We start from the raw sequence: 21,837 nt of genomic DNA, 5'->3' as shown, positions 1-21,837 counted from the left end.
TGACCGAAGGCGGCCTTCTGCCCGGAGACTCCCCCGAGGGTCGCCGGACAGAAGGCCAGTGGACCTGCCGCCCCTGCTGAGGTGACGGTCCCAGCGATCCGCTTGCCCCCCGACGCGACGGATCGAATGCTGTTGAGCATGTCGGACGAGCATAAACAATCGATGAACGCCCTGGCCCGGAGTTCTCAGGCCGCCCCACTGAGGGGGGTGAGCAACTCCCGTACTTCCTCGGCCTCCGGGGCGCCCGACTGCTCGTGCAGCAACAGCGCCTCTCGCCAGCAGGCACGCGCCCGGTCCGCCTGACCGAGGCTGTCCAGCGCCTTGCCCAGCGTGACCAGCACATTCGCCCGGATCCGGTCGCCGCCGATGCATCCGATGGCCAGCGCCTGCTCGGCGTGCTGGGCTGCCCGCGCGGCGCCGCGGGCCGCGAGATGGGCCTGCGCGATGCGGAAGTGCGTGGTCCCCTCCCACAGGCGCTGCCGGTTCGCCTCGAACCGGTCAAGTGCCTCGGCCAGTTGCTCCAGCGCCTCGGTGTGACGCCCGGCCTGGGTGAGCGCGACCCCCAGGGCGTAGCGCGCATTGGCCAGCCGGAGCGGGTGTCCGATCCGGTGGTACATCGCGATGCCCTGCTCGGCGAGCGCGATGCCCTTCGCGGTGCGGCCCGTGGCGACGTGGATGCGCGAGAGGTTGCACAGGGCGCTGGCCTCTCCGGGAAGGTTCCCGTCGGCGCGTGATCCCTCCCTCGCCCGGCGCAGGTGTGCTTCGGCCTCCTCGTTGCGCCCCTGTATGAAGGCGATGATGCCGCGGTCGTTGTCGGACCAGTACACGGGCGCCGGGTCGTGCGCGTCTCTCGCGAGCACGGCCACCTGCTTGGCCTCCTCGTCCGCCTCCTCGTAACGGCCCGCCACCAGATGGACGTTGGTCACGGAAGTCCGCGCGCGCCCCTCGGTGCGGGTGTCGCCGACGGCGCGTGCCGCTTCGAGCGCCGTGAAGGCGACGGCCTCGTACACCTTGGAGTTCGCGCCGGACTCCGCCAGATCCTGTGCCGCCCACAGCAGATCGACGGCCGCCCGGAGCCGGCCCGTCCCACCGGCAGCCTGTCGCGCACAGGCCAGAAGGCAATGCGCCTCCGCGTAGAACCAGTCCTGCGCGTCCTGCCGGTCGGTGAACTCGAGCCCCGGGTGGCCGGTCGGCTCCAGGTGGGCAACCAGCCGGTCGCCCGGCCGTTCTATGGCGAACACCTTCGACGTCGTCGCCAGATAGAAGTCGAGCAGCCGCGTCAGAGCCAACTCCGTCTCCTGCGGCGGCTGTTCGTCGCGCTCCGCGCAGGCACGCGCGTAGAGCCGTACGAGATCGTGATACCGGTAGCGCCCCGGCGCCGCCGACTCCACCAGCGACGTGTCGACCAGCGCCTCCAGCAGGTCCTCCGTCTCCTGGGGCGGCAGATCGAGCACCGCGGCGGCCGCGGCGAGCGAGATGTCGGGGCCGTCGGCGAGGCCGAGGAGGCGGAAGGCGCGCGCCTGTCCCGGCTCCAGCTGGCCGTAGCCCAGTTCGAAGGTGGCCTTGACCGCGAGGTCCCCGGCCTGGAGTTCGTCCAGCCGGCGGCGCTCGTCCGCGAGCTTCGCGGCCAGGACCGAGACCGTCCAGGTGCGGCGCGCGGCCAGCCGGGATGCGGCGATACGGATCGCGAGCGGCAGGAACCCGCACGCCGCGACCACATCGAGCGCCGCCTCGCGCTCGGAGGTGACCCGCTCCTCGCCCACGATCCGGGTGAACAGCTGGAGCGCCTCCTCCGGCGACATCACATCGATGTCGACGAGGTGCGCGCCGGCCAGGTCGACCATCCGGACGCGGCTGGTGACCAGGGCCGCGCATCCCGCCGTACCGGGCAGCAGGGGGCGGATCTGCGCGGCATCGCGCGCGTTGTCGAGGAGGACCAGGATGCGGCGGCCGTCCAGCGTCGAGCGGTAGAGCGCCGCCCGCTCGTCGAGGGTGTCCGGAATCGCGGAGTCCGGGGTGCCGAGCGCGCGCAGGAAGGCCCCGAGCACCGTTTCCGCCTCGGCGGCGCGGCTGCCCGCGCCCTGGAGGTCGACGTACAGCTGGCCGTCCGGGAACTGCGGCCGCGCCTCGTGCGCCACATGGACCGCGAGAGTCGTCTTACCGACGCCACCGATGCCCGCAAGCGCCGAAACGGCCATCACCGTGCCCTCAGCGGTCGCCAGCTGGCCGACCAGTTCGCGTACGAAGGAGGCGCGTCCGGTGAAGTCCGGGACCGTGGCCGGGAGTTGGGCGGGCCGGGTGACGTGCGGGGCAGGGGCGGGCTCCTCGCTGGGGCGGGCCAGTTCCTCGTCGGCCTGCAGAATGCGCTGCTGCAGCCGGGCGAGTTCGGGCCGCGGGTCGACGCCCAGCTCCTCGGCGAGCAGCCGTCGGGTGTCGGCGTACACGGCGAGCGCCTCGGCCTGCCGCCCGCTGCGGTACAGGGCCAGCATCAGCAGCTCGCGCAGCCGCTCCCGCAGTGGATGGGCGGCGGTGAGCGCGGTCAGTTCCGAGACCGCCTCGGCGTGGCTGCCGACCTCCAGGTCGAGGTCGAGCCGGGTCTCCAGGAGCTGGAGCCGCCACTCGTCGAGGCGGGCCCGGTGGTTCTCGGCGTACGGCCCCGGCACATTGGCCAGCGGCTCGCCGTCCCACAGGCCGAGCGACTTGTTGATGAGTACGCGGGCCTGGCCGCGGTCCCCGGCGGCACGGGACTTCTCCGCCTCGGCGGCCAACTCCTGTGCCACCGACAGGTCGAGGGCATCGCGCCTGACCCGTATGGCATAGCCGCCCGACTCGCTGACCAGGGCGTTCGCGGAGAGTACCTTGCGCAGCCGGGAGGCGTAGGTGCGGACCGCGGCGAGCGCCTGCGAGGGCGGGTCCTCGCCCCAGATCGCGTCGATCAGTTCGGAGGCGGTGGCGGTACGGCCGTCGCGCAGCAGCAGCGCGGCCAGCAGGGCGCGTTGCTGCGGTGATCCGGACGGCAGGCTCTCGCCGCCGCGCCAGGCGCGTACCGGGCCGAGCACGCTGAAGCGCAGTTCGCTGACGCCGCTCTGCGCCGGAGCGCGCTGCTCCGGTACGCGTGGCCCGCTGTCACGGTCCATAGCTGCCCCCTGCCCCGTACTGCCGGAATCGCCCTCGACAGTCTGCCCTGTGCATGGTGGCCCCGTCAGCAGCGGGGCACTTCCTCCTCGGCCCTGCCCTGGTACGGCTGTTGGCTAACCCGCGCGAGGTGAGCATGGTGTGTGATCTTTGTCAGGAGGTGGTGATCAGGGGCAGTGGTCGGGGCCGGTTGGTCAGCGCCAGATAGCTGACGGATCGTCAGGTAAGCGCTACCGTGGAACGCATGGAGACCTTCCCGAAGATCATCTCGGTGGACGACCACACGGTGGAGCCCCCCAACGTCTGGCGGGACCGGCTCCCGTCGAAGTACCAGGACACCGGCCCGCGGATCGTCCGGGCCCCGCTGAAAGAAATGACCTTCATGGGTGGCAGGTTCGCCCCGGTGATGGGCGTACAGGGGGACGACGGGCCGATAGGCGACTGGTGGGTCTACGAGGATTTGCACCGGCCGCTGACCCGGCTGGACACGGCGGTCGGCTGCGACCGCGACGAGATCAAGCTCGAGATCATCACGTACGAGCAGATGCGGGCGGGGTCGTACAGCGTCCCGGAGCGCCTCGCCGACATGGACGTCAACCACGTCCAGTCGGCGCTCTGCTTCCCGACGTTCCCGCGCTTTTGCGGTCAGACCTTCACCGAGGCGAAGGACCGCGAGCTGGGGCTGCTGGGGGTGCGCGCGTACAACGACTGGATGGTGGAGGAGTGGTGCGGCCCCGAGGCGCACGGCCGTCTCATCCCGCTCACGCTCATCCCGCTGTGGGACGCGGAGTTGGCGGCGGCGGAGGTCCGCCGCAACGCGGCGCGGGGCGTACGGGCGGTGGCCTTCTCCGAGATACCCCCGCACCTCGGCCTCCCGTCCATCCACACGGACGAGTGGGACCCCTTCCTGCGGGCCTGCGACGAGACGGGCACCGTGATCGCGATGCACATCGGCTCGTCCTCGAAGATGCCCTCGACATCGGCCGACGCCCCGCCGGCCGTCGGCTCGACGATCACCTTCGCCAACTGCTGCTTCTCGATGGTCGACTGGCTGATGAGCGGCAAGTTCGAGCGCTTCCCCGGCTTGAAGATCATGTACGCGGAGGGCCAGATCGGGTGGATCCCGTACATCCTGGAGCGCGCGGACGTGGTCTGGGAGGAGAACCGCGGCTGGGGCGGCGTCGCGGACAAGGTCCTTCGGCCGCCCTCCGAGCTGTTCGCCGGGCATGTCTACGGCTGCTTCTTCGACGACGCGTTCGGACTGCGGAACCTGGACGCGATCGGTGTGGGGAATGTGCTGTACGAGACGGACTACCCGCACTCGGACTCGACGTGGCCGAAGTCGAAGGAGGTCGGGGAGAGCCAGATGGGCCACCTGGCGTCGGATGTGGTGGAGCGGATCGTCCGCCGGAACGCGATCGAGCTGCTCGGCCTGACGGACGACGGGCTCTGGGCGGGGCCGGGGGCGGGATCCGGAACCTGACGGCTGCGGTTCGGGCGGGGGCGGGCTCGCGGGCCCCCGCCGGGGGCCGCCCTCGGGCGCCCCACCCGAAGTCGGCACGCCTGGGCGACACCACCCCGTAGCGCGCTACCCGGAAGCGGTTTTCCGGTGCACCATCAGGGCATGACGCTGCCTCTCGCCGAAGCCGAGAAGATCCTCGCCGACAACTTCGCGCCCTGGGTGCTCGATCTCAAACTCGCCGTCGTCGAGACCGGCGAGCGCCACGCCGTCCTGCGGCTGCCCTGGTCCGACCGGCTCGCCCGTGAAGGCGGCGCGCTGTCGGGGCAGGCGCTCATGGCCGCCGCGGACACCGCCACCGTGATCGCCGTCGCGTCGGCACGCGGTGAGTACGGGCCGATGACCACCGTCCAGCAGTCGACCACCTTCCAGCGCGCGATTCTCGGTGCCGACGTGCTGCTCGACGCCCGGATCACCAAGCTCGGGCGCCGTATGGCCTTCGCGGACATCACCATGACGGCCGACGGCTCCGAGGACGTCGCCGCCCGCGCCTCCACTGTGTACGCCCTGCTCGGCTGAGGCTGCCGGCCGACGGCCGATGTCAGTGCCGGGGTGTTCAATCGGAAGCATGTCCAGCAAACGCGAGCGTGCCAATGCCGACCCCTCCTCGCACCGGCCCCCCGTCCCCGACGAAGGGCTCGTCATCAGGGGCGAGGACTGGTACGGACGGGATCTGTCCGGGCAGAGGTTCGCCCGCCACACCTTCTACGACACGGACTGGACCGAGGTCGTCAACGACGGCGGCATCTTCGACGAGTGCACCTTCTCCGGCGTACGGTTCAACGCCTCCCGGCACACCAATGCCGCCTTCACCAACTGCACCTTCAAGAGCTGCACCTTCTTCGACACCCGATTCGAGCAGTGCAAGGCCATCGGCAGCCTCTTCCAGCAGTCCACCTTCAATCTCTTCTCGGTGACCGGCGGGGACTGGTCCTTCGTCGGGCTGCCCGCTGCCGATCTGCGCAAGGCGGTCTTCGAAGGGGTGCGGATGCGGGAGGCCGACCTCACCGCCGCCCGGCTGGAAGGGGCGACCATCGCGGGCGTGGATCTGTCCGGGGCCATGCTGCACGGCTCGAAGCTCACCGGTGCGGATCTCCGCGGCAGCGACCTGTCCGCCCTTGATCCCCTCACCGTCGAACTCGCGGGCGCGAAGATCGATCTGGAGCAGGCCGCCGTCATCGCCACCTCGCTGGGGTTCGACGTGTGCTGAGACCGGCTGCCGTCCGCGCGACCCCTTGTCTGATGGGGCGTCAGGTACGACGATGGCTCCGCTTGGCTAGTTGACGGCACGTCAGGTCAGGGCGGAGGAGGCGGCACGGTGCATGTGCAAGTACTGCCCAAAGGGCGGCTGTCGTACGGGATGCAGCTCCCGGTCCAGTCGCAGAGCACCATCTACGCCGAGCCCTGGGAGGCCGGAGCCGGCGCCGAGGACCTCGCCGAGATCGCCAGGGCCGCCGACCGCGCCGGTTTCGCGTATCTCGCGAGCTGCGACCATGTCGCGATCCCGCGGCGGCTCGCCGGGGCCATGTCCACCGTCTGGTACGACCCCGTCGCCACGCTCTCCTTTCTCGCCGGGATCACCGAGCGCGTCCTGCTGCTCAGCCATGTCGCCGTCGTCGGGCTGCGGCACCCCCTCGCGACCGCCAAGCAGTACGCCACCTTGGACCATCTCTCCGGCGGCCGGCTGATCCTCGGGGTCGGTGCCGGACATGTGGCGGAGGAGTTCCAGGCGCTGGGCGTCGACTTCGCCCGGCGCGGGGCTGTGCTCGACGAGACGATCGACGCGCTGAGGGCGGCGCTCGGCACGGAGGAGTACCCCGAGTTCGCCGGGCAACGGTTCTCCTTCAGTGGGCTCGGGCAGCGGCCCAGGCCCGCCCAGCCGCAGATCCCGCTCTGGGTCGGAGGCTCCTCGCCCGCCGCCGTGCGCAGGGCCGCCGTGCGGGGCGACGGCTGGCTGCCCCAAGGGGATCCGCGCACCGAACTTCCGGCGCAAATAGCGAAATTGAGGGCGTACAGGCAAGAGGCGGGAATCACCGAACCCATTGAGATCGGGGCCATCACCGAGCCCCTCTATGTGGGAGACGCGACGTGGGAGGTCGGCCGGCGGACCCTGTCCGGCAAGCCCGACGTCATCGCCGAATCGCTGCGCGCCTACGCCGCGATGGGCGTGCACCAGATCCAGGTCCGGTTCCGCAGCCGGAGCCGCGCCGAACTCATCGACCAGATGGCGGCGTTCGGCGCCGACGTGGCTTCGCACCTCAACACTTAGGGAGTACGGACATGGGCAAGCTCGACGGGCGCGTCATCCTCATCACCGGCGCGGCGCGCGGACAGGGCGAGCAGGAGGCGCGGCTCTTCGCGGCGGAGGGCGCCAAGGTGGTGCTGGCCGATGTGCTCGACGACCAGGGCGAGGCGCTCGCGAAGGAGCTGTGCGAGGAGCTGGGTGAGACCGCGGCCGCGTATGTCCATCTCGATGTGAGCCGGGAGCCCGACTGGATCGCCGCCGTGGCCGCCGCGAAGGAGGCGTTCGGGAAGATCGACGGGCTGGTCAGCAATGCGGGGATCCTGCGCTTCAACGAGCTGGTGTCCACGCCGCTGGACGAGTTCCAGCAGGTCGTCCAGGTCAATCAGGTCGGCTGCTTCCTCGGCATTCGTAATGTCGCGCCCGAGATCGAGGCCGCCGGCGGCGGGACGATCGTCAACACGGCTTCGTACACGGCTCTCACGGGCATGGCGGGCGTGGGCGCGTACGCCGCGACCAAGCACGCCGTGCTCGGTCTGACCCGGGTGGCGGCCGTCGAGCTGGCTGCCGGGAACATCCGGGTCAACGCCGTCTGCCCGGGCGCGGTGGACACCCCAATGAGCAACCCGGACGGCGTGGACCCGGCGGCGGTGGGTGAGCTGTACCACAAGCTCGTGCCGCTCGGCCGGATCGGGCGGCCGGAGGAGGTCGCGAAGCTCGCACTCTTCCTGACCAGCGAGGACTCCTCGTACATAACCGGACAGCCCTTCGTCATCGACGGCGGCTGGCTGGCCGGAGTGAGTCTTTTCTGACTGGGCGTCAGGGGAATCTATTGACGCTTCATCCGCGCGGTGGAACAGTCGGGGCCATCCAGATCTGACGATCCGTCAGAAATATAGGACGGCGGTGAACCCCCGTGGAATTCGGGCTCTTTGTACAGGGATACGTCGGCAAGCGCGCCGAGACCGATCCGCTCGCCGAGCACAAGGCGCTGATGGAGGAGACCGAGTACGTCATCCAGGCGGACAAGTCCGGATTCAAGTACGCCTGGGCCTCCGAGCACCACTTCCTGGAGGAGTACTCGCACCTCTCGGCGAGCGACGTGTTCCTCGGCTATCTCGCGCACGCGACGGACCGGATCCATCTGGGCTCGGGCATCTTCAACCCGCTGGCGCCCGTGAATCACCCCGTGAAGGTCGCCGAGAAGGTCGCCATGCTCGACCATCTCTCCGAAGGCCGCTTCGAGTTCGGGTCGGGCCGCGGTGCGGGCAGCCACGAGATCCTCGGCTTCCTGCCGGGCATCACCGACATGAACCACACCAAGGAACTCTGGGAAGAGACGATCACGGAGTTCCCCAAGATGTGGCTCCAGGAGGAGTACGCCGGCTTCCAGGGCAAGCACTGGTCGCTGCCGCCGCGCAAGGTGCTGCCGAAGCCGTACGGGAAGTCCCACCCGGCGATGTGGTACGCGGCCGGGTCACCGCCGTCGTACGCCATGGCGGCGAAGAAGGGGCTCGGGGTACTGGGCTTCAGCGTGCAGAAGGTCTCCGACATGGAGTGGGTGCTGGAGCAGTACAAGACGGCGATCATCGAGGCGGAGCCGGTCGGGGACTTCGTCAACGACAACGTGATGGTGACGTCGACGGCGATCTGCGCGCCCACGCACGATGAGGCGGTGCGCATAGCCGCGGGCGGCGGCCTGCACTACCTGCAGTCGCTGGTCTTCCGTTACCACGACACTTTCCCGCGGCCGGAGGGTTTCCCGGTGTGGCCGGAGACGCTGCCCGAGTTCAATGAGGAGATCATCGAACTCCTCATCGCCGAGGAGCTGTTGATCTGCGGCGATCCGGACGAGGTGCTGACCCAGTGCAAGCGCTGGGAGCAGGCGGGGGCGGACCAGCTGAGCTTCGGGCTTCCGATCGGGATCTCCCGCGAGGACACGCTCCAGTCGATACGGCTGGTCGGCGAGCATGTAATCCCGAAGATCGACACGGATCCGGTGCACCGGACGACGCGCTTCCGCCGGGCGGCGAGCTGAGGAGGCCCGTGCGGGCCGCCCGACTGGGGCTCCGCCCCAGACCCTCCCCCTACGCCCTGGCGGGCGTGGTGGGACCCCCACGCCTCAATCGCCGGCGGGGCTTGAGTTGGCGTCCGGGACCGCGCCTCAATCCGGCGGGGCTTGAGTTTCCGCCGGGCGGGCTGAATTTCGGGGCTCTGCCCCGGGCTCCGCGCCTCAATCTCCCCCAGACTTCGTCCGGGGGGACCCCCAAGGGGCTCAATTTCAGCCGGTCCGGCGATTGAGGACAACGCCCGAAGGGCGTACTGGGGGTCCCCCCACGCCCGCAGGGCGTAGGGGGCGGTCCGGGGACTTGCCCCCAGTACGGGATGGGGGTCCCTCCCACGGCCGCCAGGCCGTAGGGGGAGGGCGGGGTGGGGAAAACGCCCCCGCCCACAGAACGGCGGCGGCCTCCCGGACCGCTGCCCCCGCGCTCCGGCCGGGGCGGCGTGCACCCGGCAGCGGCCTGCCGCGCCGCCGCCCCGGCCGGAGCCACGAATCACCGACGTACGGAAGGGACTTCACGTCATGCTCGACCACCTCATTCGCTCCGCGACCGTCGTGGACGGGACGGGCGCCCCCGCGTACGTCGCCGACGTCGGGATACGGGACGGGCGCATCGCCGTCATTGCCGCCCCGGGGACCGTCGAGGAAGCCAGGACGAGCGAGGACGCGTCCGGGCTCGTCCTCACCCCCGGTTTCGTCGACCCGCACACGCACTACGACGCGCAGCTGTTCTGGGACCCGTACGCCACGCCCTCCATGAACCACGGCGTGACCACCGTCGCGGGCGGCAACTGCGGCTTCACCCTCGCCCCGCTCAACCCCGACCGTCCCGAGGACGCCGACTACACGCGCCGCATGATGTCCAGGGTCGAGGGCATGTCGCTGGTCGCCCTGGAGGATGGCGCGCCGTGGAACTGGCACACCTTCGGTGAGTATCTGGACGCCCTGGAGGGCCGGATCGCCGTCAACGCGGGCTTCATGGTGGGCCATTGCGCGCTGCGCCGGCATGTCATGGGGCCCGACGCGGTCGGCGGGCAGCCCACGCCCGAGCAGCTGGACGCGATGCTCAGGCTCTTCCACGACGCGATGGACGCGGGCGCGTGGGGGCTTTCCACCACCCAGTCATCCACCCACTCCGACGGAGACGGCGAACCGGTCGCGTCCCGGCACGCCGAGCCGGAAGAACTCCTCGCCCTGTCCAGGGCAGTCGCCGAGCACGAGGGCACGCAGCTGGAAGCGATCGTCGCGGGCTGTCTGGACCAGTTCGCCGACGAGGAGATCGATCTGTTCGTCGCGATGACCGCGGCCGCCGGACGGCCGCTGAACTGGAACGTTCTCACCATCGACGCGTCCGTGCCCGAGCGCGTACCGCGCCAGCTGATACCGAGCGAGCGCGCCCGCGGGGCCGGCGGCCGCATCGTCGCCCTGACCATGCCGATCCTCACCCCGATGAACATGTCGCTGGGGACCTTCTGCGCGCTCAATCTCATCCCCGGCTGGGGCGAGATCCTCTCCCTCCCCGTCCCCGAACGGATCGAGAGACTCCGCGACCCCGGCGTACGCGCGGACATGCTGCGCCGCGCCGACAGCAAGGAGGCCGGAGTCTTCCGCCGCCTCGCGAATTTCGGCCGCTACGTCATCGGCGACACGTACTCCAAGGAGAACGAGGGTCTGAGCGGGCGGGTGGTGAAGGACATCGCGGCCGAGCGCGGCCAGGACTCCTTCCACTGCCTCGTCGACATCTGCGCCAACGACGAGCTGCGTACGGTCCTGTGGCCGATGCCCACCGACAACGACCCGGCGAGCTGGGAACTGCGCCGGCAGACCTGGCAGCACGAGGACGTCATGCTCGGCGGCTCCGACGCGGGCGCGCACCTGGACCGGATGTGCGGTGCGCCGTACACCACGCGCTTCATCGGCGACTGTCTGCGCGGCCGGGGGCTCGTCGGCCTGGAGGAGGCCGTGAAGATGCTGACCGACGACCCGGCGCGCCTCTTCGGCCTGCGCCAACGCGGCCGCGTCCAGGAGGGCTGGCACGCCGACCTCGTCCTCTTCGACCCGCAGCGGATCGAGGCGGGCCCGGCGACCCTCGTACACGATCTGCCGGGTGACAGCCCGCGGCTGGACGCGAAGGCGATCGGCATCGTGTCGGTGCGGGTCAACGGCGTGGAGACGATACGGGACGACCAGGTCACCGGGGCGGTGCCGGGCACGGTCCTCAGGTCCGGCCGCGACACGCAGACGGTGAGCACCAAGTGACGCACCCGCAGCGGCTGTTCATCGGTGGCGAGTGGGTCGAGCCCGACGGCGGACACTACGAAGTGCTCAACCCGGCCACCGAGGAGGTAGTCGGCCTCGCGCCCGAGGCGAGCCGCGACCAGGTGTACGCGGCGGCGTACGCCGCCCGCGAGGCCTTCACCACCTGGTCCCGTACCACCCCCGAGGAGCGCGCCCGGATCCTGGACGCGGCCGCCGACGTCATCCAGCGCGAGGCCGAGCCGTACGCTCTGCTGGCCCGCGCCGAGTCCGGCGCGACCACGGCGACCGCGCGCGGGATGCAGGTCGCGGTGGCCGCGGCCCGCTTCAGGCGGTACGCGAAGGGCGCGCTGGAACCGGTGGAGCAGGGGCTGCCGCCGCAGATCAACGCCGCGGGCCCGATGGGCAGGGCCGGTGTGTTCGGGGCGCTCGCCGTACGCCGCCCGGTCGGCGTCGTCACCTGCATCACCTCGTACAACAACCCCTGGGCCAACCCGGCGGGCAAGGTGGCGCCCGCGCTCGCCATGGGCAACACGGTCGTCGTGAAGCCCGCCCCGCAGGACCCCCTCTCCGTCTACCGGATGGCCGAGGCTCTCGCGGAGGCGGGCGTGCCGCCCGGCGTCGTGAATGTCGTGACCGGCTCCTCGCCGGCCGTCGGCGAGGCCGCCGTCGACTCCCCGGACATCGAGATGGTCAGCTTCACCGGCTCGACGGCGGTCGGACAGCGCATCGCGGAGGTCTGCGGCCGGGGGATGAAACGCCAGCTGATGGAGCTGGGCGGCAAGGGCGCGGCGCTGGTCTTCGACGACGCGGATGCGGACTCCGCGGTGGCGGGCATCGGCACCACGTTCTCCTTCTACAGCGGCCAGATCTGTACGGCGCCGACGCGGGTGATCGCGCAACGCGGCATCTACGACCTGCTGATCGAGAAGCTGTCGGGCTACCTCACGCATATGAAGGTGGGCGACCCGGCGGAGCGGGGCACGGTGGTCGGCCCGGTGATCTCCGCGGCTCACCGTGACCGGGTCGAGTCGTACATCGAACTGGGGAAGAAGGAGGGCGCGCGGCCGGTCGCGGGCGGCGAGCGCCCGGCGTCACTGGACCGGGGCTTCTATGTCGCGCCGACGCTCTTCGCCGACTGCACGAACGACATGCGGGTGGTCAGGGAGGAGATCTTCGGTCCGGTGCTCGTGGTGGTGCCCTTCGACGACGAGGAGGAGGGCGTCGCGCTGGCGAACGACAGCGACTACGGCCTCATTGACTACGTCTGGTCGGGGGATGTGGCCCGGGCGTTCCGGGTGGCGGGACAGCTGCGGGCGGGCGGGGTGGGCGTCAACACCATCGGCCGGAATATGGAGGCGCCGTTCGGCGGGTTCAAGAAGAGCGGAGTGGGGCGGGACGTGGGTTCGTACGCGCTGCATGCGTACAGCGAGCTGCAGTCGATCGTCTGGCCCGGCTGAAGCCTCGAGAAACCCGTACGGGAAAGGTCGTCAACGACTGGAAATGCGAAGGGCCCCTCTCCCGAATCAGTGGGGGAGGGGCCCTTGTGCATGGAACTCAACTTGCTTGACCTCGGCCGGTCATGGGCCGTGGGGTGGTCTCAGTTCACGTCTGCGCCGCGTCCCTGCGTCGCTTCCACCACACGAGGGCTGCACCGGCGGCCGCCAGGGCCGCGGCAATGCCGGCGATCAGGCCGATGGGCGTGTCGGAGCCGGTGTCGGCGAGGTCGCCGTCCGGGTCCTTGGGGTCTACCGGCTTGGATGGTTCACCACCCGGGGAGGGGCTGTTGCCCGGGTCCGGGCTGTGCGACGGCGTCGTCGGGTCGGTGGGCTCCGGGTCCGACGGGGTCGGATCCGGGGTCGGGTCTCCTCCGGTGGACTTCCCGGAGGTGTTGCCGCCGAGGTAAAGGGTGTCCTTGCTCTCGGCGTCGTCCGTCATCGCCTTGACGGAGGTGTCCTTCGTCCTCGGCAGGTGTCGGTGTTCGGCAACGAAGCGCTGGCTGGTGATGTTGCGCTTGGGTGCCTTGGAGAGGTCGACGCCGCCGACGATGTAGGTGTAGACGGTTCCGCGTGCCGGGATTTCGTAGCGGAACTCGCCTTCCTTGAAGATCTTCACGTACTTGCGGTAGACGTCGTTCTTGTCCCACTTGGCCCCGCGGATCGGCCACTTCGACACATCGTCACTGTTGATGATCTTGTGGTAGTCCGTGGGGTTCTTCGCGTCCTGCTGGCGAATCCACTCCGCGGCGACCCGGGAGGTGTAGACGCGGCGCAGGTCGGCGTACTGCGGGGCGGTGTTGATCTCCTTCTCCACCTCGGGGACGATCATCCGGTCCACGACGACCTGAGCTGCCCTGGCCTCGGCGTCGCTCGGGTTGCAGATGGGCTCACCCGGGCCGCCGGTGCTGGTCTGCTGCGGGGTGGAGTTGAGCTTCAGCGGGGCATCCAGGATGTAGATGCCGCCGTCCTGCTCGCGCACCTGCGCGGGCTTGGGCTCGATCCAGTTGCGGATGCCGTGCAGGCACGGCATGCCGTTCTGCTTGGGCAGTGACTCCCAGAACCGCTTGCCGAGGTCGGTCTTGGGGTCCATCGCCTCGTAGAAGTCGTGCTTCATCCGGAGGTCGGCTTCCAGCAGGATCCGGCCCGCGTCGGTCCTGCCGAACGCGCTGTCCATGATCTTGTCCGGCTGGTCCGGGTTCAGATTGACCCAGAACTTCTCCGGCGTGAGGGCGAGCCAGGTGAGGAAGGAGTCGGAGACGAGCTGGGCCTTCTCCTTGCCGCCCCAGCCCGGGTTGGTGTCCTCGTCCGTCTTCCTTGCGGAGAAGGAGTAGTCCAGGCCCTTGCCCTTGACCGGCTTGCCGACGTACCGCAGCTCGAGCGTGCTGAAGTCGACGCCGCCAGGACCGCGCACACCCATGCCGCCCCGGTTGAGCTGACGGGCACGCTCCATCTGCTTACGGGCGTCCTCGGGGTTCGGCGCGGAGCGGTTGACAACGTCGTTTCCGCCCCCGGTGGAGCCCTGGTTGGGCTTGGGGGTGGCGTTCATCCAGGTGTCGTACTTGCTGTAGACGCTCTGACGCCACCGGGGCGCCGCGGTGGAGCGGTGCTCGTAGGTGGACACCCGCCGGCCGGCGTCGGTGCCGCCGACGGCCCTGTTCAGGTTGCCCAGCGCGGTGCGGGTGTTCTTCTTCTGCTCCTGGCCGAAGACGTAGCGGAGCTTGTGCTCCTTGAAGTCCTGGTGGTTCAGGATCTTGCGGTCCTTCGGCGTCTGTCCGCCGTCGTGCTCGCCGCCGGACTTGAACTCCAGGAACTCCTTGGTGCGCTTGTTGTACGCGTCGTACGTCCGCTTGATGGTCTTCTTGGGGTCGTCAGGGTCAGGGATCTCGACGGTGTACTGGCACAGCCAGTCCGGCCCGCCGAGCTGCAAGTCCTTGACGACCTTCGCCTCGTACTTCAGACCACGCCGGTTACGGGCCTGGTTCTCGATGTACTGCTCGTTCAGCCACTCCTCGAAGGTGCCGGTCCACTTCTGCTTGCCGTTCTCCTGGTTGTTGAAGAACGTGGAGAAGACCCGGCGCGGATCGCCTTCGGGGTACTTCTTGTAGTCCGTACCGATCCGCTTCTGGAACTCTTCGCGCTCCTTGGGATCGGTGGGCAGGGTCAGGCCGTCCATGGCCTTGCGGTCGTTGTCGAAGTCGTACTCGTCCCAGTCGGCCTCGGGGCGGACGTCGTAGGGCAGCTCCTCGGGGGACTGCCCCGGCGGCGGGGGCCGTTTGGGAATCTTGTACTTCTGGTCGCATCGCTGCGGCGGCTTGGGCGCAGCGTCAGCGTCATGCTGCAGACCGCCAGGGAGACCGCTGGTCAGCACGCCTGCGCAGGCGAGCGCGACCGCGATCCTCCCCCACATGCGGCTACGCCGCCGCACGGGTATCTCAAGGCTCACGTGAGTGTCTTTCATCCGCGGTGGGGGCACGCGTGATGTCCTGGCGGTGTGTGTGACCCCCGTGACATGACTCCGCCAACAACGAACCCTAGAGCCTCAACTGTTCGTTGGCGCAGGCTTATTGGGGGAATGGCGTGTCAACCGGTCCACCGGGGTGTCCCGTTCGGGCGTTGTCACCGGCGTGCTCTACCCTCGGGTCGCATGCCCAAGGAGACGCAAGAGCGGGACGACTGGCGGGACAACACCCACCTGAACACCTGGCTCACCGAACGGAAAGAGTCCTTCCCCACATGGGCCGCTGAGGCCGGCGGCGGGTGGGACTTCTCCCTCGCCTCTCTCACCCAGCTCGTGAACCTGGTACTCGGCGTGTACCGCAGCTACGAGGAGATGCAGGACGCGGCACAGAAAGCAGATCCGTTCCTCGCCGGAGCCGTCTGGTACCTGGGTGAGGTTCAGATCCGCAGCTCCGGGGCGGCCTGGCACTGCCGACCGGAACCCGACCACACTCCCCTCCAGGTCGGCGACCCGTTCATCCGGATGCCCGAGGACCCCGAGCACGAGTGCGACGACGAGTGCGACGAGTACGACGACGACCACTACGTCCCCTCAGCCACCCCGTTCGACCAGCTCGCCAGGCTCCTGCTGCTCGGCCCCGACCACCGTCTGCAGGACGACCTCCTGACCGGCCCCTAAGCGGTCTTGGGTAAGTGCGTTGTGGTTGGCGCCACTGCCGCGGCTCGTCTCATGGCGCGTGTGCATGCCCTGCAGCGGTGATGTCCCTCAGCACGCCGACCGGGGTTGCTTACCAAACGGGTCGACCCGTATCGTAAATCGCTATGAGCTCCTTTCCGTCCTCCAGGGGACGTCCCAGGGATCCCCGCTCGCACGAGGCGATCGTCAGCGCGGCCACAGAGCTGGTGATCGAGGTCGGCTACGCCGCGACATCGATCGGGGCGGTGGCTGCCCGTGCCGGTGTCGGCAAGGACACGGTCTACCGGCGGTGGCGGGGCAAGCCGGAGTTGGTCTTCGAGGCCGTGTTCACGACCACCGACCATGCTCCGGTCCCAGACACCGGAACGCTGGCCGGGGACCTGACCGCACTGCTGCGGGGCCTGGTCGACGAGTTCCACGCACCTGCCGCCGCAGCGGCGCTCCCGGGGCTGCTCGCCGACTTCGCCGCCGATCCGGTGCTGAAGGCGCGCATCCGCAGCGACTTCCTGGCCCCGTCGAAGGAGCGGCTGCTGATCGTCTTCGAGCGTGCCGTGACGCGCGGAGAGATCGCGGCCGCCACGCCCGTGGATCTGGTCCTGGACACGCTGGCCGGAGCCGTGTTCTTCCACGTCGGTCTGGTCGGGGAACATCCCGACCGTCAGCTGGCCGACCGGCTCGCTGCTGTCATAGCCAAAGGAATCGAGATCCGATGAACGGCTGGCTTCTCGCAGCGGGCATCACCGCGTTCGGTGTGGCCGCAGCGCACATCGTCGGCGGGCACCGGGATGTGGTCCGCCCGCTGCTGTCCTGCGGACTCGCTGACGAACCCAAGCGCGTCCTTCATGCCGTGTGGCACATGGTGAGCGTCGACCTGGTGCTCTCCGCAGCCGCCTTGGTCTACCTCGCGCTGGCGGACGATACGTCAGCGACCGGCCTGATGGCGTGGTTCGTGGCTGCGCACTTCGTCGCGTACACAGTCGCCTTCCTGGTCGTCACACTGTCGGTCGGCTGGCCGAAGCCACTGCTCCGGCTGCCGCAGTGGATTCTGCTCCTGCCGGTCGCGGTCCTGACAGTGGCGGGCGCCGCGTAGCGACAGCCCCGGAGAGATACAGCAGAGGTGCCCACGGAGCTGATCCGATACCGCACAGGCAGCGCCCGCTGAACGCCATGTCCGTTTCCCGCCGGAACTAGGACGCCCCGCGCGCCACGCTGAAGTCATGACATCGACTCTCTGGACCGCCCGCCCCATCGAGCCCACCGCTCTCAAGCAGCTCCGCGACACCGACGACGCGGGCCGCCCCTGCCTCCCGTACACCGACACCGAGGGCGGCGAAGTGCTGCGCTGCTGTCTGCGGCGGAGCGGGACCGGGGAGCGGATCGCTCTCGTCTCGTACGCGCCGCTGCGGCGCTGGGCCGCCCAGACATGGGCCAAGCCCGGTGCGTACGACGAGCAGGGGCCCGTCTTCATCCATGCCGATGAGTGCGAGGGGCCGGTGGAGCAGGACGGGTACCCCTTCGCCCGCCCCGGGGCCCTGCGGACGTTGCGGCGCTACGACGCCGAAGGCCGCATCAGCGGTGGCCGCCTCCTGGAGATTCCGGAGGCGGCCACCGAAGGGTTCGACGCGGCGCTGGCGGAAGCCTTTGCCGACCCCGAGGTGGTCCTCGTACATGTCAGGGCCGTGGAGTACGGCTGCTTCCAGTTCGAGGTGCGCCGGCCATAGGCGAGCCTCGTCCCCTTATCCCTCAGCTGCCGACATCCCTCAGCTTCCGAGGAAGACCGGGTTCGTGAACGCCGCCAACGGGCCCGGCAGCCCCGGCACCACCGGCGCGTGCCGCACCTCCGCCCGTACATAGGCCGCGTACGACGCCGTCGTGCCCCACTCCACCGTGCCCGTCCCCGACGCCGGCAGCGCCGCCGTGTGCAGCACGCCCTGGTCGGTGACGATGCGGGCCGAGCAGTTCGGCGCGCCGCTGACCTCCAGACGTACCGTCACCGGGTCGTCGGCGTCGACGCGCAGCCGTTCGCCGATGCCCGCGTGTCGGCCTCGCCCGCCCGCCGCCGAGAAGGACAGCGGCACCGCGGAGGACTCGGCGACATACGAACGTCCCGCCCGGATGCCGTCCAGGATCGCCTCGCGGGACAGCTCGTCGGCCAGGACCACGGTCTGCGGTGTGCCGACCGGGTCCGGGTGGCGGTGCGCGTCGCTGTTGCCCATCGCCGGGGTCCAGCGCTTTCCGGAGCGCACGGAGGCGACCAGCGTGTTGTCCCACGACTGGAGCGAGACCTCGTCGTCGGGGGTGTACGCGCCGTTCCACACCTCCACCGCGTCCGCCTCGCCGAAGCCGAACTTCCAGTTGCAGCCGATGCAGGTGGCGTGCGGGTGAGCCGGGACGACCAGGCCGCCGGAGCGCCTGATCTCGCGGGCGAAGTGGCCGAAACGGTTGTCGCGGGCCCGGTAACGCCAGTCGATGAAGGTCCCCGGGTCGGTGCCGAGCGCGACGACGTGCCCGTTGCGGGTCGTCACCTCCTCGCCGGTCAGGACCAGCAGGTCGTCGCCCCACTGCCCTTCCCACGCCCGGTGCGCCGCATGGGTGTTGTGCTCGGAGCTGTTGATGAAGTCGAGCCCCGCGCCACGGGCCAGCGCGGCGATCTCGGCCGGGGTGCGCTTGCCGTCCGAGTACCAGGAGTGCAGATGGCAGTCGCCGCGGTACCAGGCGCGGCCACGGCCCTTGGCCCGCTCGGGCGGGTAGACCGGCTTCGATGTCCGGCCGGGCGCGCCGTACCGGAGCGTGATGGTGACTTCGTACGCGAGACCCTGCGGCGAGACCGTGTACGGACCCAGCGCGATGGACCAGGTGCCGGCCCGCACCGGGCCGGGGATGTAGCCCGGCGTCGCCTCGTCCGCGCGGATGAAGAACTCGGTGCGCGCGCCGCCCGACCAGCCGCGGAAGCCCTCGCCGCCGAGCTCCGTGCCGCGCTCGTCGAAGATGCCGATGTCGAGGGCGTTGCCCTGGGTGCCGGCCGGGACGGCGGGGCGCTCGTAGGTGTACGCGACGTGGATCTCGCGTACGCCTCGCGGGACTTCGACCGGCAGATACACGAAGTCGGGGGAGCCGGGCGGCAGCGTGCCTCGCACGACCTCGGTCTGGCCGTCGCTCTGGCCGGTCTGTGCGTCGCTGTTCGGCGCGGCGTGCGCGAAGCTCACAGTTCCCAACGTAAGCGCGGCGGCCGCTCCCGTCACGAACAGTCCGCGTCTGTCCATCGCGTGTTTTGCGTGGTCGTCATTGCACATGCCGTCGGCTCCCCAGGATGGTGAGAGGGACAGAAGGGGTGTACTCAAACCCTCGTATTGAGCCGTGAACTGCCGCGCAAGGGAAGGGGGGCGGCAGGGGGCGGGGCGATGGCCGGACAGTGGCGTGCGGCCGGCCTGCGGCAGGGCGTGCGCTCGGCCTGGACTCGACGGCGCTTTTGGCCTGCTCCCGGCGTGCGCTCTTGCTCTGCACCGGGCCTGGACCCGGCCTGCACCCGGCGTGCCCTCGGCATCTGGCGCGGGACGGCGTACCTTTGGCCCGCCACCAGCGCCGACGACGACGGAGGAGCCTCATGAGGATCTCGACGACGATCTTCCTCACGGACGAGACGATCACGCCCGTGCGGCTGGCGCGCGAGTTGGAGGAGCGCGGCTTCGGCGGGCTCTACCTGCCGGAACACACCCATATCCCGGTGGAGCGCACGACCCCGTACCCCGCGGGCGGCGAGCTGCCCCCCGAGTACGGCCGCACCCTCGACCCCTTCGTCGCGCTGGGCCAGGCCGCCGCGGTCACTTCGCGCCTCGGCCTCGGCACCGGCATCACGCTCGTCGCCCAGCACGACCCGATCGACCTGGCCAAGCAGATCGCGACCCTCGACCATCTCTCCGGCGGCCGGTTCACACTCGGCATCGGCTTCGGCTGGAACAAGGAGGAGGCCGCGGACCACGGCGTGGATTGGGCGACGCGGCGCGAGCTGGGGCGGGACCGGATGGCGCTGATGCGGGCGCTGTGGGCGGCCGAACCGACCGCGTACAAGGGCGAGTTCGGGGCGGTGCGGGCGTCGCACGCGTACCCGAAGCCCGCGGGCGGCGCGCCGCGGACGCTGATCGGCGGGGCGGCCGGCCCGAAGCTCTTCTCGCAGATCGCGGAGTACGCGGACGGCTGGCTCCCGATCGGCGGGCGTGGCTTGACGGAGTCGGTCCCGGTCCTGCGCGAGACGTGGGAGAAGGCGGGGCGGGACCCGGGCGCCTTGCAGGTGGTCCCGTACGCGGTCCTGCCGTCGCCGGGAAAGCTCGCGCACTACGCCGAACTGGGCGTGGAGGAGGTCGTGCTGCAGCTGCCGCCGGCGGGGGAGGCGGAGGTCCTGGGCGTGCTGGACGAGTACGCGCAGTACGTGTGACCCCCGGCCGCCGGTCCGGGTGCCTGCACGGTGGGCGCCCGGGAGGCGGCGGCGCTGGTGGCGGCGAGCAGTACGGCAGCGGGGAGCGCGGCGGCGGCCAGCGCGGCGACGGCGATCAGGCGTGATGTCTTCATGGACCCGAGCCTGCCGACCAGGCCCGACAGGGTGCCGAAGACACGCACGGGCCTCAGCCGGTCGGGTGCCGCCGGGCATAGGAGACGAAGGCGGACCAGCTGGCGGGGGTGACGGCGAGCCGGGGGCCGTGGCTGACTTTGGAGTCGCGGATGTGGATGGCGGCGGGGCAGGTGGCGACCTCGACGCAGTCGCCGCCTTCGTCGCTGCTGCGTCTGGACTTGCGCCGGGCGACGGCGACTTCGAGGCGCTCGCCACGAAGTGGGGCACGGCCGACCGTGTCATCGGCAAGACGGTCTGGGCCGAACTGCCGCTGCTGCCACTTGGTTCGGGCGCGGTTGTCAGACCCCTCCGCTACGTTGCCGCCATGACTGAATTCGTACTGGTTGCAGGCGCGTCGCTCGGATCGTGGGCGTGGGACGAGGTGGCGCCGCAGCTGCGTGCGGCCGGCCACGGAGCCCATGCGTTGACACTGTCCGGCCTCGCGGAGAAGCAGGGCGTGCCGGCCGGGCAGCAGACCCACGTCCAGGACATCGTTGACGAGGTGGAACGCCTGGATCTGCGCGACGTCGTCCTGGTCGGGCACAGCTACTCGGGCATCCCGGTCGGCCAGGCCGCCGAGCGGATCGGCGACCGGCTGGCCCGGGTGGTCTTCGTGGACTCCGATGTTCCGACACACGGAGAGTCGTTTGTCTCCGGCTGGTGGGAGGGGTCGGCGAAGCTGGAGGCTTCGATCGCAGGGAACGGCGGCTTCTGGGCACCGCTGACCGCGGCCGACTGCGACGGCCAGGGCCTGACCGATGAGCAGATCGCACGGATCGTCGGCGGCTCGACGCCGCACCCGGGCGCCTCTCTGGCCGAGCCGGCCGTGCTGACACGGCCACTTGGCGAGCTGCCGGCGACGTACATCAAGTGCCTGCTCGACGGCGCCGAGCCGAGCGACGACGTGGCCGAGCTGCTGACCAGCAAGCACTGGCGGCTGGTCGAGATGGACACCGGTCACTGGCCGATGTTCTCCCAACCGACCGAACTGGCACGGATCTTCCTCGACGCGGCGGGGGAGTGACCGCAGTTCCACGCCGAGGGGCCGCGCAGCTCAACGCGCTCGGCGCCTGGAAGGCGGGCTACGAGGGCCACGGCGTCAAGGTGGCGGTCCTCGACACCGGTGTCGACGCGAACCACCCCGACCTGGCCGACCGCATCGCGGGGGGCGAGGACTTCTTCGGCAGCGAGGGCACGCACGACGCCTTCCGGGCCCAGTGACGCAATTTGGACGAGTCGAACAGGCCGGCAGCCATGGTGGGTTCGTGGGACGAGCCTCCGTCACCAGGCTGTGAAGGTTCGACGGGAGGCGTGTGCGGCCACCGCCTCCATCGCGGCCCACTGAGCCTTTTCAGCGTTGCCGC

18 protein-coding genes and 1 pseudogene are annotated in these 21,837 nt (G+C 70.1%); 15 read left to right on the top strand and 4 right to left on the bottom strand.

The window, feature by feature from the left end:
- Nucleotides 1-185: 185 nt before the first annotated feature.
- A complete protein-coding gene (locus J7E87_RS16805) occupies nt 186-3,137 on the bottom strand; it encodes a BTAD domain-containing putative transcriptional regulator (protein WP_215094697.1) in 2,952 nt (983 codons plus the stop codon).
- 242 nt (nt 3,138-3,379) lie between these two features.
- Here J7E87_RS16805 and J7E87_RS16800 point away from each other — a divergent pair, with 242 nt between their 5' ends.
- The 8 genes from J7E87_RS16800 to J7E87_RS16765 all read left to right on the top strand — a co-directional run bounded on the left by J7E87_RS16800 (nt 3,380) and on the right by J7E87_RS16765 (nt 12,674).
- Complete coding sequence (locus J7E87_RS16800) at nt 3,380-4,618, top strand: amidohydrolase family protein (RefSeq protein WP_215094695.1); 1,239 nt, start codon at nt 3,380-3,382, stop codon at nt 4,616-4,618.
- A 141-nt stretch (nt 4,619-4,759) separates the two neighbouring features.
- Nucleotides 4,760-5,173, top strand: coding sequence for a PaaI family thioesterase (locus J7E87_RS16795; RefSeq protein ID WP_215094693.1), 414 nt, complete (start codon nt 4,760-4,762; stop codon nt 5,171-5,173).
- Nucleotides 5,174-5,222: 49 nt separating this feature from the next.
- Nucleotides 5,223-5,864 (top strand): pentapeptide repeat-containing protein, encoded by a 642-nt coding sequence (locus J7E87_RS16790; protein WP_215094691.1) that lies wholly within the window; start codon nt 5,223-5,225, stop codon nt 5,862-5,864.
- 150 nt (nt 5,865-6,014) lie between these two features.
- A complete protein-coding gene (locus J7E87_RS16785) occupies nt 6,015-6,923 on the top strand; it encodes an LLM class F420-dependent oxidoreductase (protein ID WP_215095167.1) in 909 nt (302 codons plus the stop codon).
- Nucleotides 6,924-6,934: 11 nt separating this feature from the next.
- Complete coding sequence (locus J7E87_RS16780; RefSeq protein ID WP_215094689.1) at nt 6,935-7,708, top strand: SDR family NAD(P)-dependent oxidoreductase; 774 nt, start codon at nt 6,935-6,937, stop codon at nt 7,706-7,708.
- Between the two features lie 104 nt (nt 7,709-7,812).
- Entirely contained in the window at nt 7,813-8,934 is a 1,122-nt protein-coding gene (locus J7E87_RS16775) for an LLM class flavin-dependent oxidoreductase (RefSeq protein WP_215094687.1), read from the top strand.
- Nucleotides 8,935-9,480: 546 nt separating this feature from the next.
- On the top strand, nt 9,481-11,217 hold the full coding sequence (locus J7E87_RS16770; RefSeq protein WP_215094685.1) for an amidohydrolase family protein: 1,737 nt from the start codon (nt 9,481-9,483) through the stop codon (nt 11,215-11,217).
- On the top strand, nt 11,214-12,674 hold the full coding sequence (locus tag J7E87_RS16765; protein ID WP_215094683.1) for an aldehyde dehydrogenase family protein: 1,461 nt from the start codon (nt 11,214-11,216) through the stop codon (nt 12,672-12,674). The genes J7E87_RS16770 and J7E87_RS16765 overlap by 4 nt, the downstream gene beginning before the upstream one ends.
- A gap of 145 nt (nt 12,675-12,819) precedes the next feature.
- Here J7E87_RS16765 and J7E87_RS36180 read toward each other — a convergent pair whose 3' ends face one another.
- Nucleotides 12,820-15,156: an LPXTG cell wall anchor domain-containing protein gene (locus J7E87_RS36180; protein WP_308312957.1), complete on the bottom strand. Its 2,337-nt coding sequence runs from the start codon at nt 15,154-15,156 to the stop codon at nt 12,820-12,822.
- A gap of 201 nt (nt 15,157-15,357) precedes the next feature.
- On the opposite strand from J7E87_RS36180, the gene J7E87_RS16755 reads away from it, so the two are divergent.
- From J7E87_RS16755 to J7E87_RS16740, 4 genes are all read left to right on the top strand, one after another.
- Nucleotides 15,358-15,849 (top strand): hypothetical protein, encoded by a 492-nt coding sequence (locus J7E87_RS16755; protein ID WP_215094681.1) that lies wholly within the window; start codon nt 15,358-15,360, stop codon nt 15,847-15,849.
- Between the two features lie 143 nt (nt 15,850-15,992).
- Entirely contained in the window at nt 15,993-16,580 is a 588-nt protein-coding gene (locus J7E87_RS16750; protein ID WP_215094679.1) for a TetR/AcrR family transcriptional regulator, read from the top strand.
- Nucleotides 16,577-16,957 carry a hypothetical protein gene (locus tag J7E87_RS16745; protein WP_215094677.1) on the top strand — a complete coding sequence of 127 codons (381 nt, stop codon included), beginning with the start codon at nt 16,577-16,579 and terminating at the stop codon, nt 16,955-16,957. The genes J7E87_RS16750 and J7E87_RS16745 overlap by 4 nt, the downstream gene beginning before the upstream one ends.
- Nucleotides 16,958-17,084: 127 nt before the next feature.
- On the top strand, nt 17,085-17,588 hold the full coding sequence (locus tag J7E87_RS16740; protein WP_215094675.1) for a DUF1203 domain-containing protein: 504 nt from the start codon (nt 17,085-17,087) through the stop codon (nt 17,586-17,588).
- 39 nt (nt 17,589-17,627) lie between these two features.
- Here J7E87_RS16740 and J7E87_RS16735 read toward each other — a convergent pair whose 3' ends face one another.
- Nucleotides 17,628-19,160, bottom strand: coding sequence for a CehA/McbA family metallohydrolase (locus J7E87_RS16735; protein WP_215094672.1), 1,533 nt, complete (start codon nt 19,158-19,160; stop codon nt 17,628-17,630).
- 311 nt (nt 19,161-19,471) lie between these two features.
- On the opposite strand from J7E87_RS16735, the gene J7E87_RS16730 reads away from it, so the two are divergent.
- Complete coding sequence (locus tag J7E87_RS16730) at nt 19,472-20,299, top strand: LLM class F420-dependent oxidoreductase (RefSeq protein WP_215094670.1); 828 nt, start codon at nt 19,472-19,474, stop codon at nt 20,297-20,299.
- 187 nt (nt 20,300-20,486) lie between these two features.
- Here the strand turns inward: J7E87_RS16730 and J7E87_RS36480 are convergent.
- A pseudogene (locus J7E87_RS36480) lies at nt 20,487-20,687 on the bottom strand (DUF397 domain-containing protein); the annotation flags it as partial.
- Between the two features lie 111 nt (nt 20,688-20,798).
- On the opposite strand from J7E87_RS36480, the gene J7E87_RS16720 reads away from it, so the two are divergent.
- Nucleotides 20,799-21,497, top strand: coding sequence for an alpha/beta fold hydrolase (locus tag J7E87_RS16720; RefSeq protein WP_215094668.1), 699 nt, complete (start codon nt 20,799-20,801; stop codon nt 21,495-21,497).
- Nucleotides 21,494-21,694, top strand: coding sequence for a S8 family serine peptidase (locus J7E87_RS35880; protein ID WP_308312955.1), 201 nt, complete (start codon nt 21,494-21,496; stop codon nt 21,692-21,694). The genes J7E87_RS16720 and J7E87_RS35880 overlap by 4 nt, the downstream gene beginning before the upstream one ends.
- Nucleotides 21,695-21,837: the final 143 nt, after the last annotated feature.

It is taken from the genome of Streptomyces sp. ISL-1 (genome assembly GCF_018614585.1).
Taxonomy (GTDB): Bacteria; Actinomycetota; Actinomycetes; order Streptomycetales; family Streptomycetaceae; genus Streptomyces; species Streptomyces maoxianensis.
The sequence above is the reverse complement of the archived record's forward strand: the minus strand, read 5'-3'. Positions and strand labels throughout refer to the sequence as shown.

Coding starts and splice junctions, on each gene's coding strand:
- J7E87_RS16740 (WP_215094675.1), top strand. CDS start 17,085: ATGACATCGACTCTCTGGACCGCCCGCCCCATCGAGCCCACCGCTCTC.
- J7E87_RS16745 (WP_215094677.1), top strand. CDS start 16,577: ATGAACGGCTGGCTTCTCGCAGCGGGCATCACCGCGTTCGGTGTGGCC.
- J7E87_RS16755 (WP_215094681.1), top strand. CDS start 15,358: ATGCCCAAGGAGACGCAAGAGCGGGACGACTGGCGGGACAACACCCAC.
- J7E87_RS16780 (WP_215094689.1), top strand. CDS start 6,935: ATGGGCAAGCTCGACGGGCGCGTCATCCTCATCACCGGCGCGGCGCGC.
- J7E87_RS16730 (WP_215094670.1), top strand. CDS start 19,472: ATGAGGATCTCGACGACGATCTTCCTCACGGACGAGACGATCACGCCC.
- J7E87_RS16720 (WP_215094668.1), top strand. CDS start 20,799: ATGACTGAATTCGTACTGGTTGCAGGCGCGTCGCTCGGATCGTGGGCG.
- J7E87_RS16770 (WP_215094685.1), top strand. CDS start 9,481: ATGCTCGACCACCTCATTCGCTCCGCGACCGTCGTGGACGGGACGGGC.
- J7E87_RS16795 (WP_215094693.1), top strand. CDS start 4,760: ATGACGCTGCCTCTCGCCGAAGCCGAGAAGATCCTCGCCGACAACTTC.
- J7E87_RS16800 (WP_215094695.1), top strand. CDS start 3,380: ATGGAGACCTTCCCGAAGATCATCTCGGTGGACGACCACACGGTGGAG.
- J7E87_RS16790 (WP_215094691.1), top strand. CDS start 5,223: ATGTCCAGCAAACGCGAGCGTGCCAATGCCGACCCCTCCTCGCACCGG.
- J7E87_RS16805 (WP_215094697.1), bottom strand. CDS start 3,137: ATGGACCGTGACAGCGGGCCACGCGTACCGGAGCAGCGCGCTCCGGCG.
- J7E87_RS16750 (WP_215094679.1), top strand. CDS start 15,993: ATGAGCTCCTTTCCGTCCTCCAGGGGACGTCCCAGGGATCCCCGCTCG.
- J7E87_RS16785 (WP_215095167.1), top strand. CDS start 6,015: ATGCAGCTCCCGGTCCAGTCGCAGAGCACCATCTACGCCGAGCCCTGG.
- J7E87_RS16735 (WP_215094672.1), bottom strand. CDS start 19,160: ATGTGCAATGACGACCACGCAAAACACGCGATGGACAGACGCGGACTG.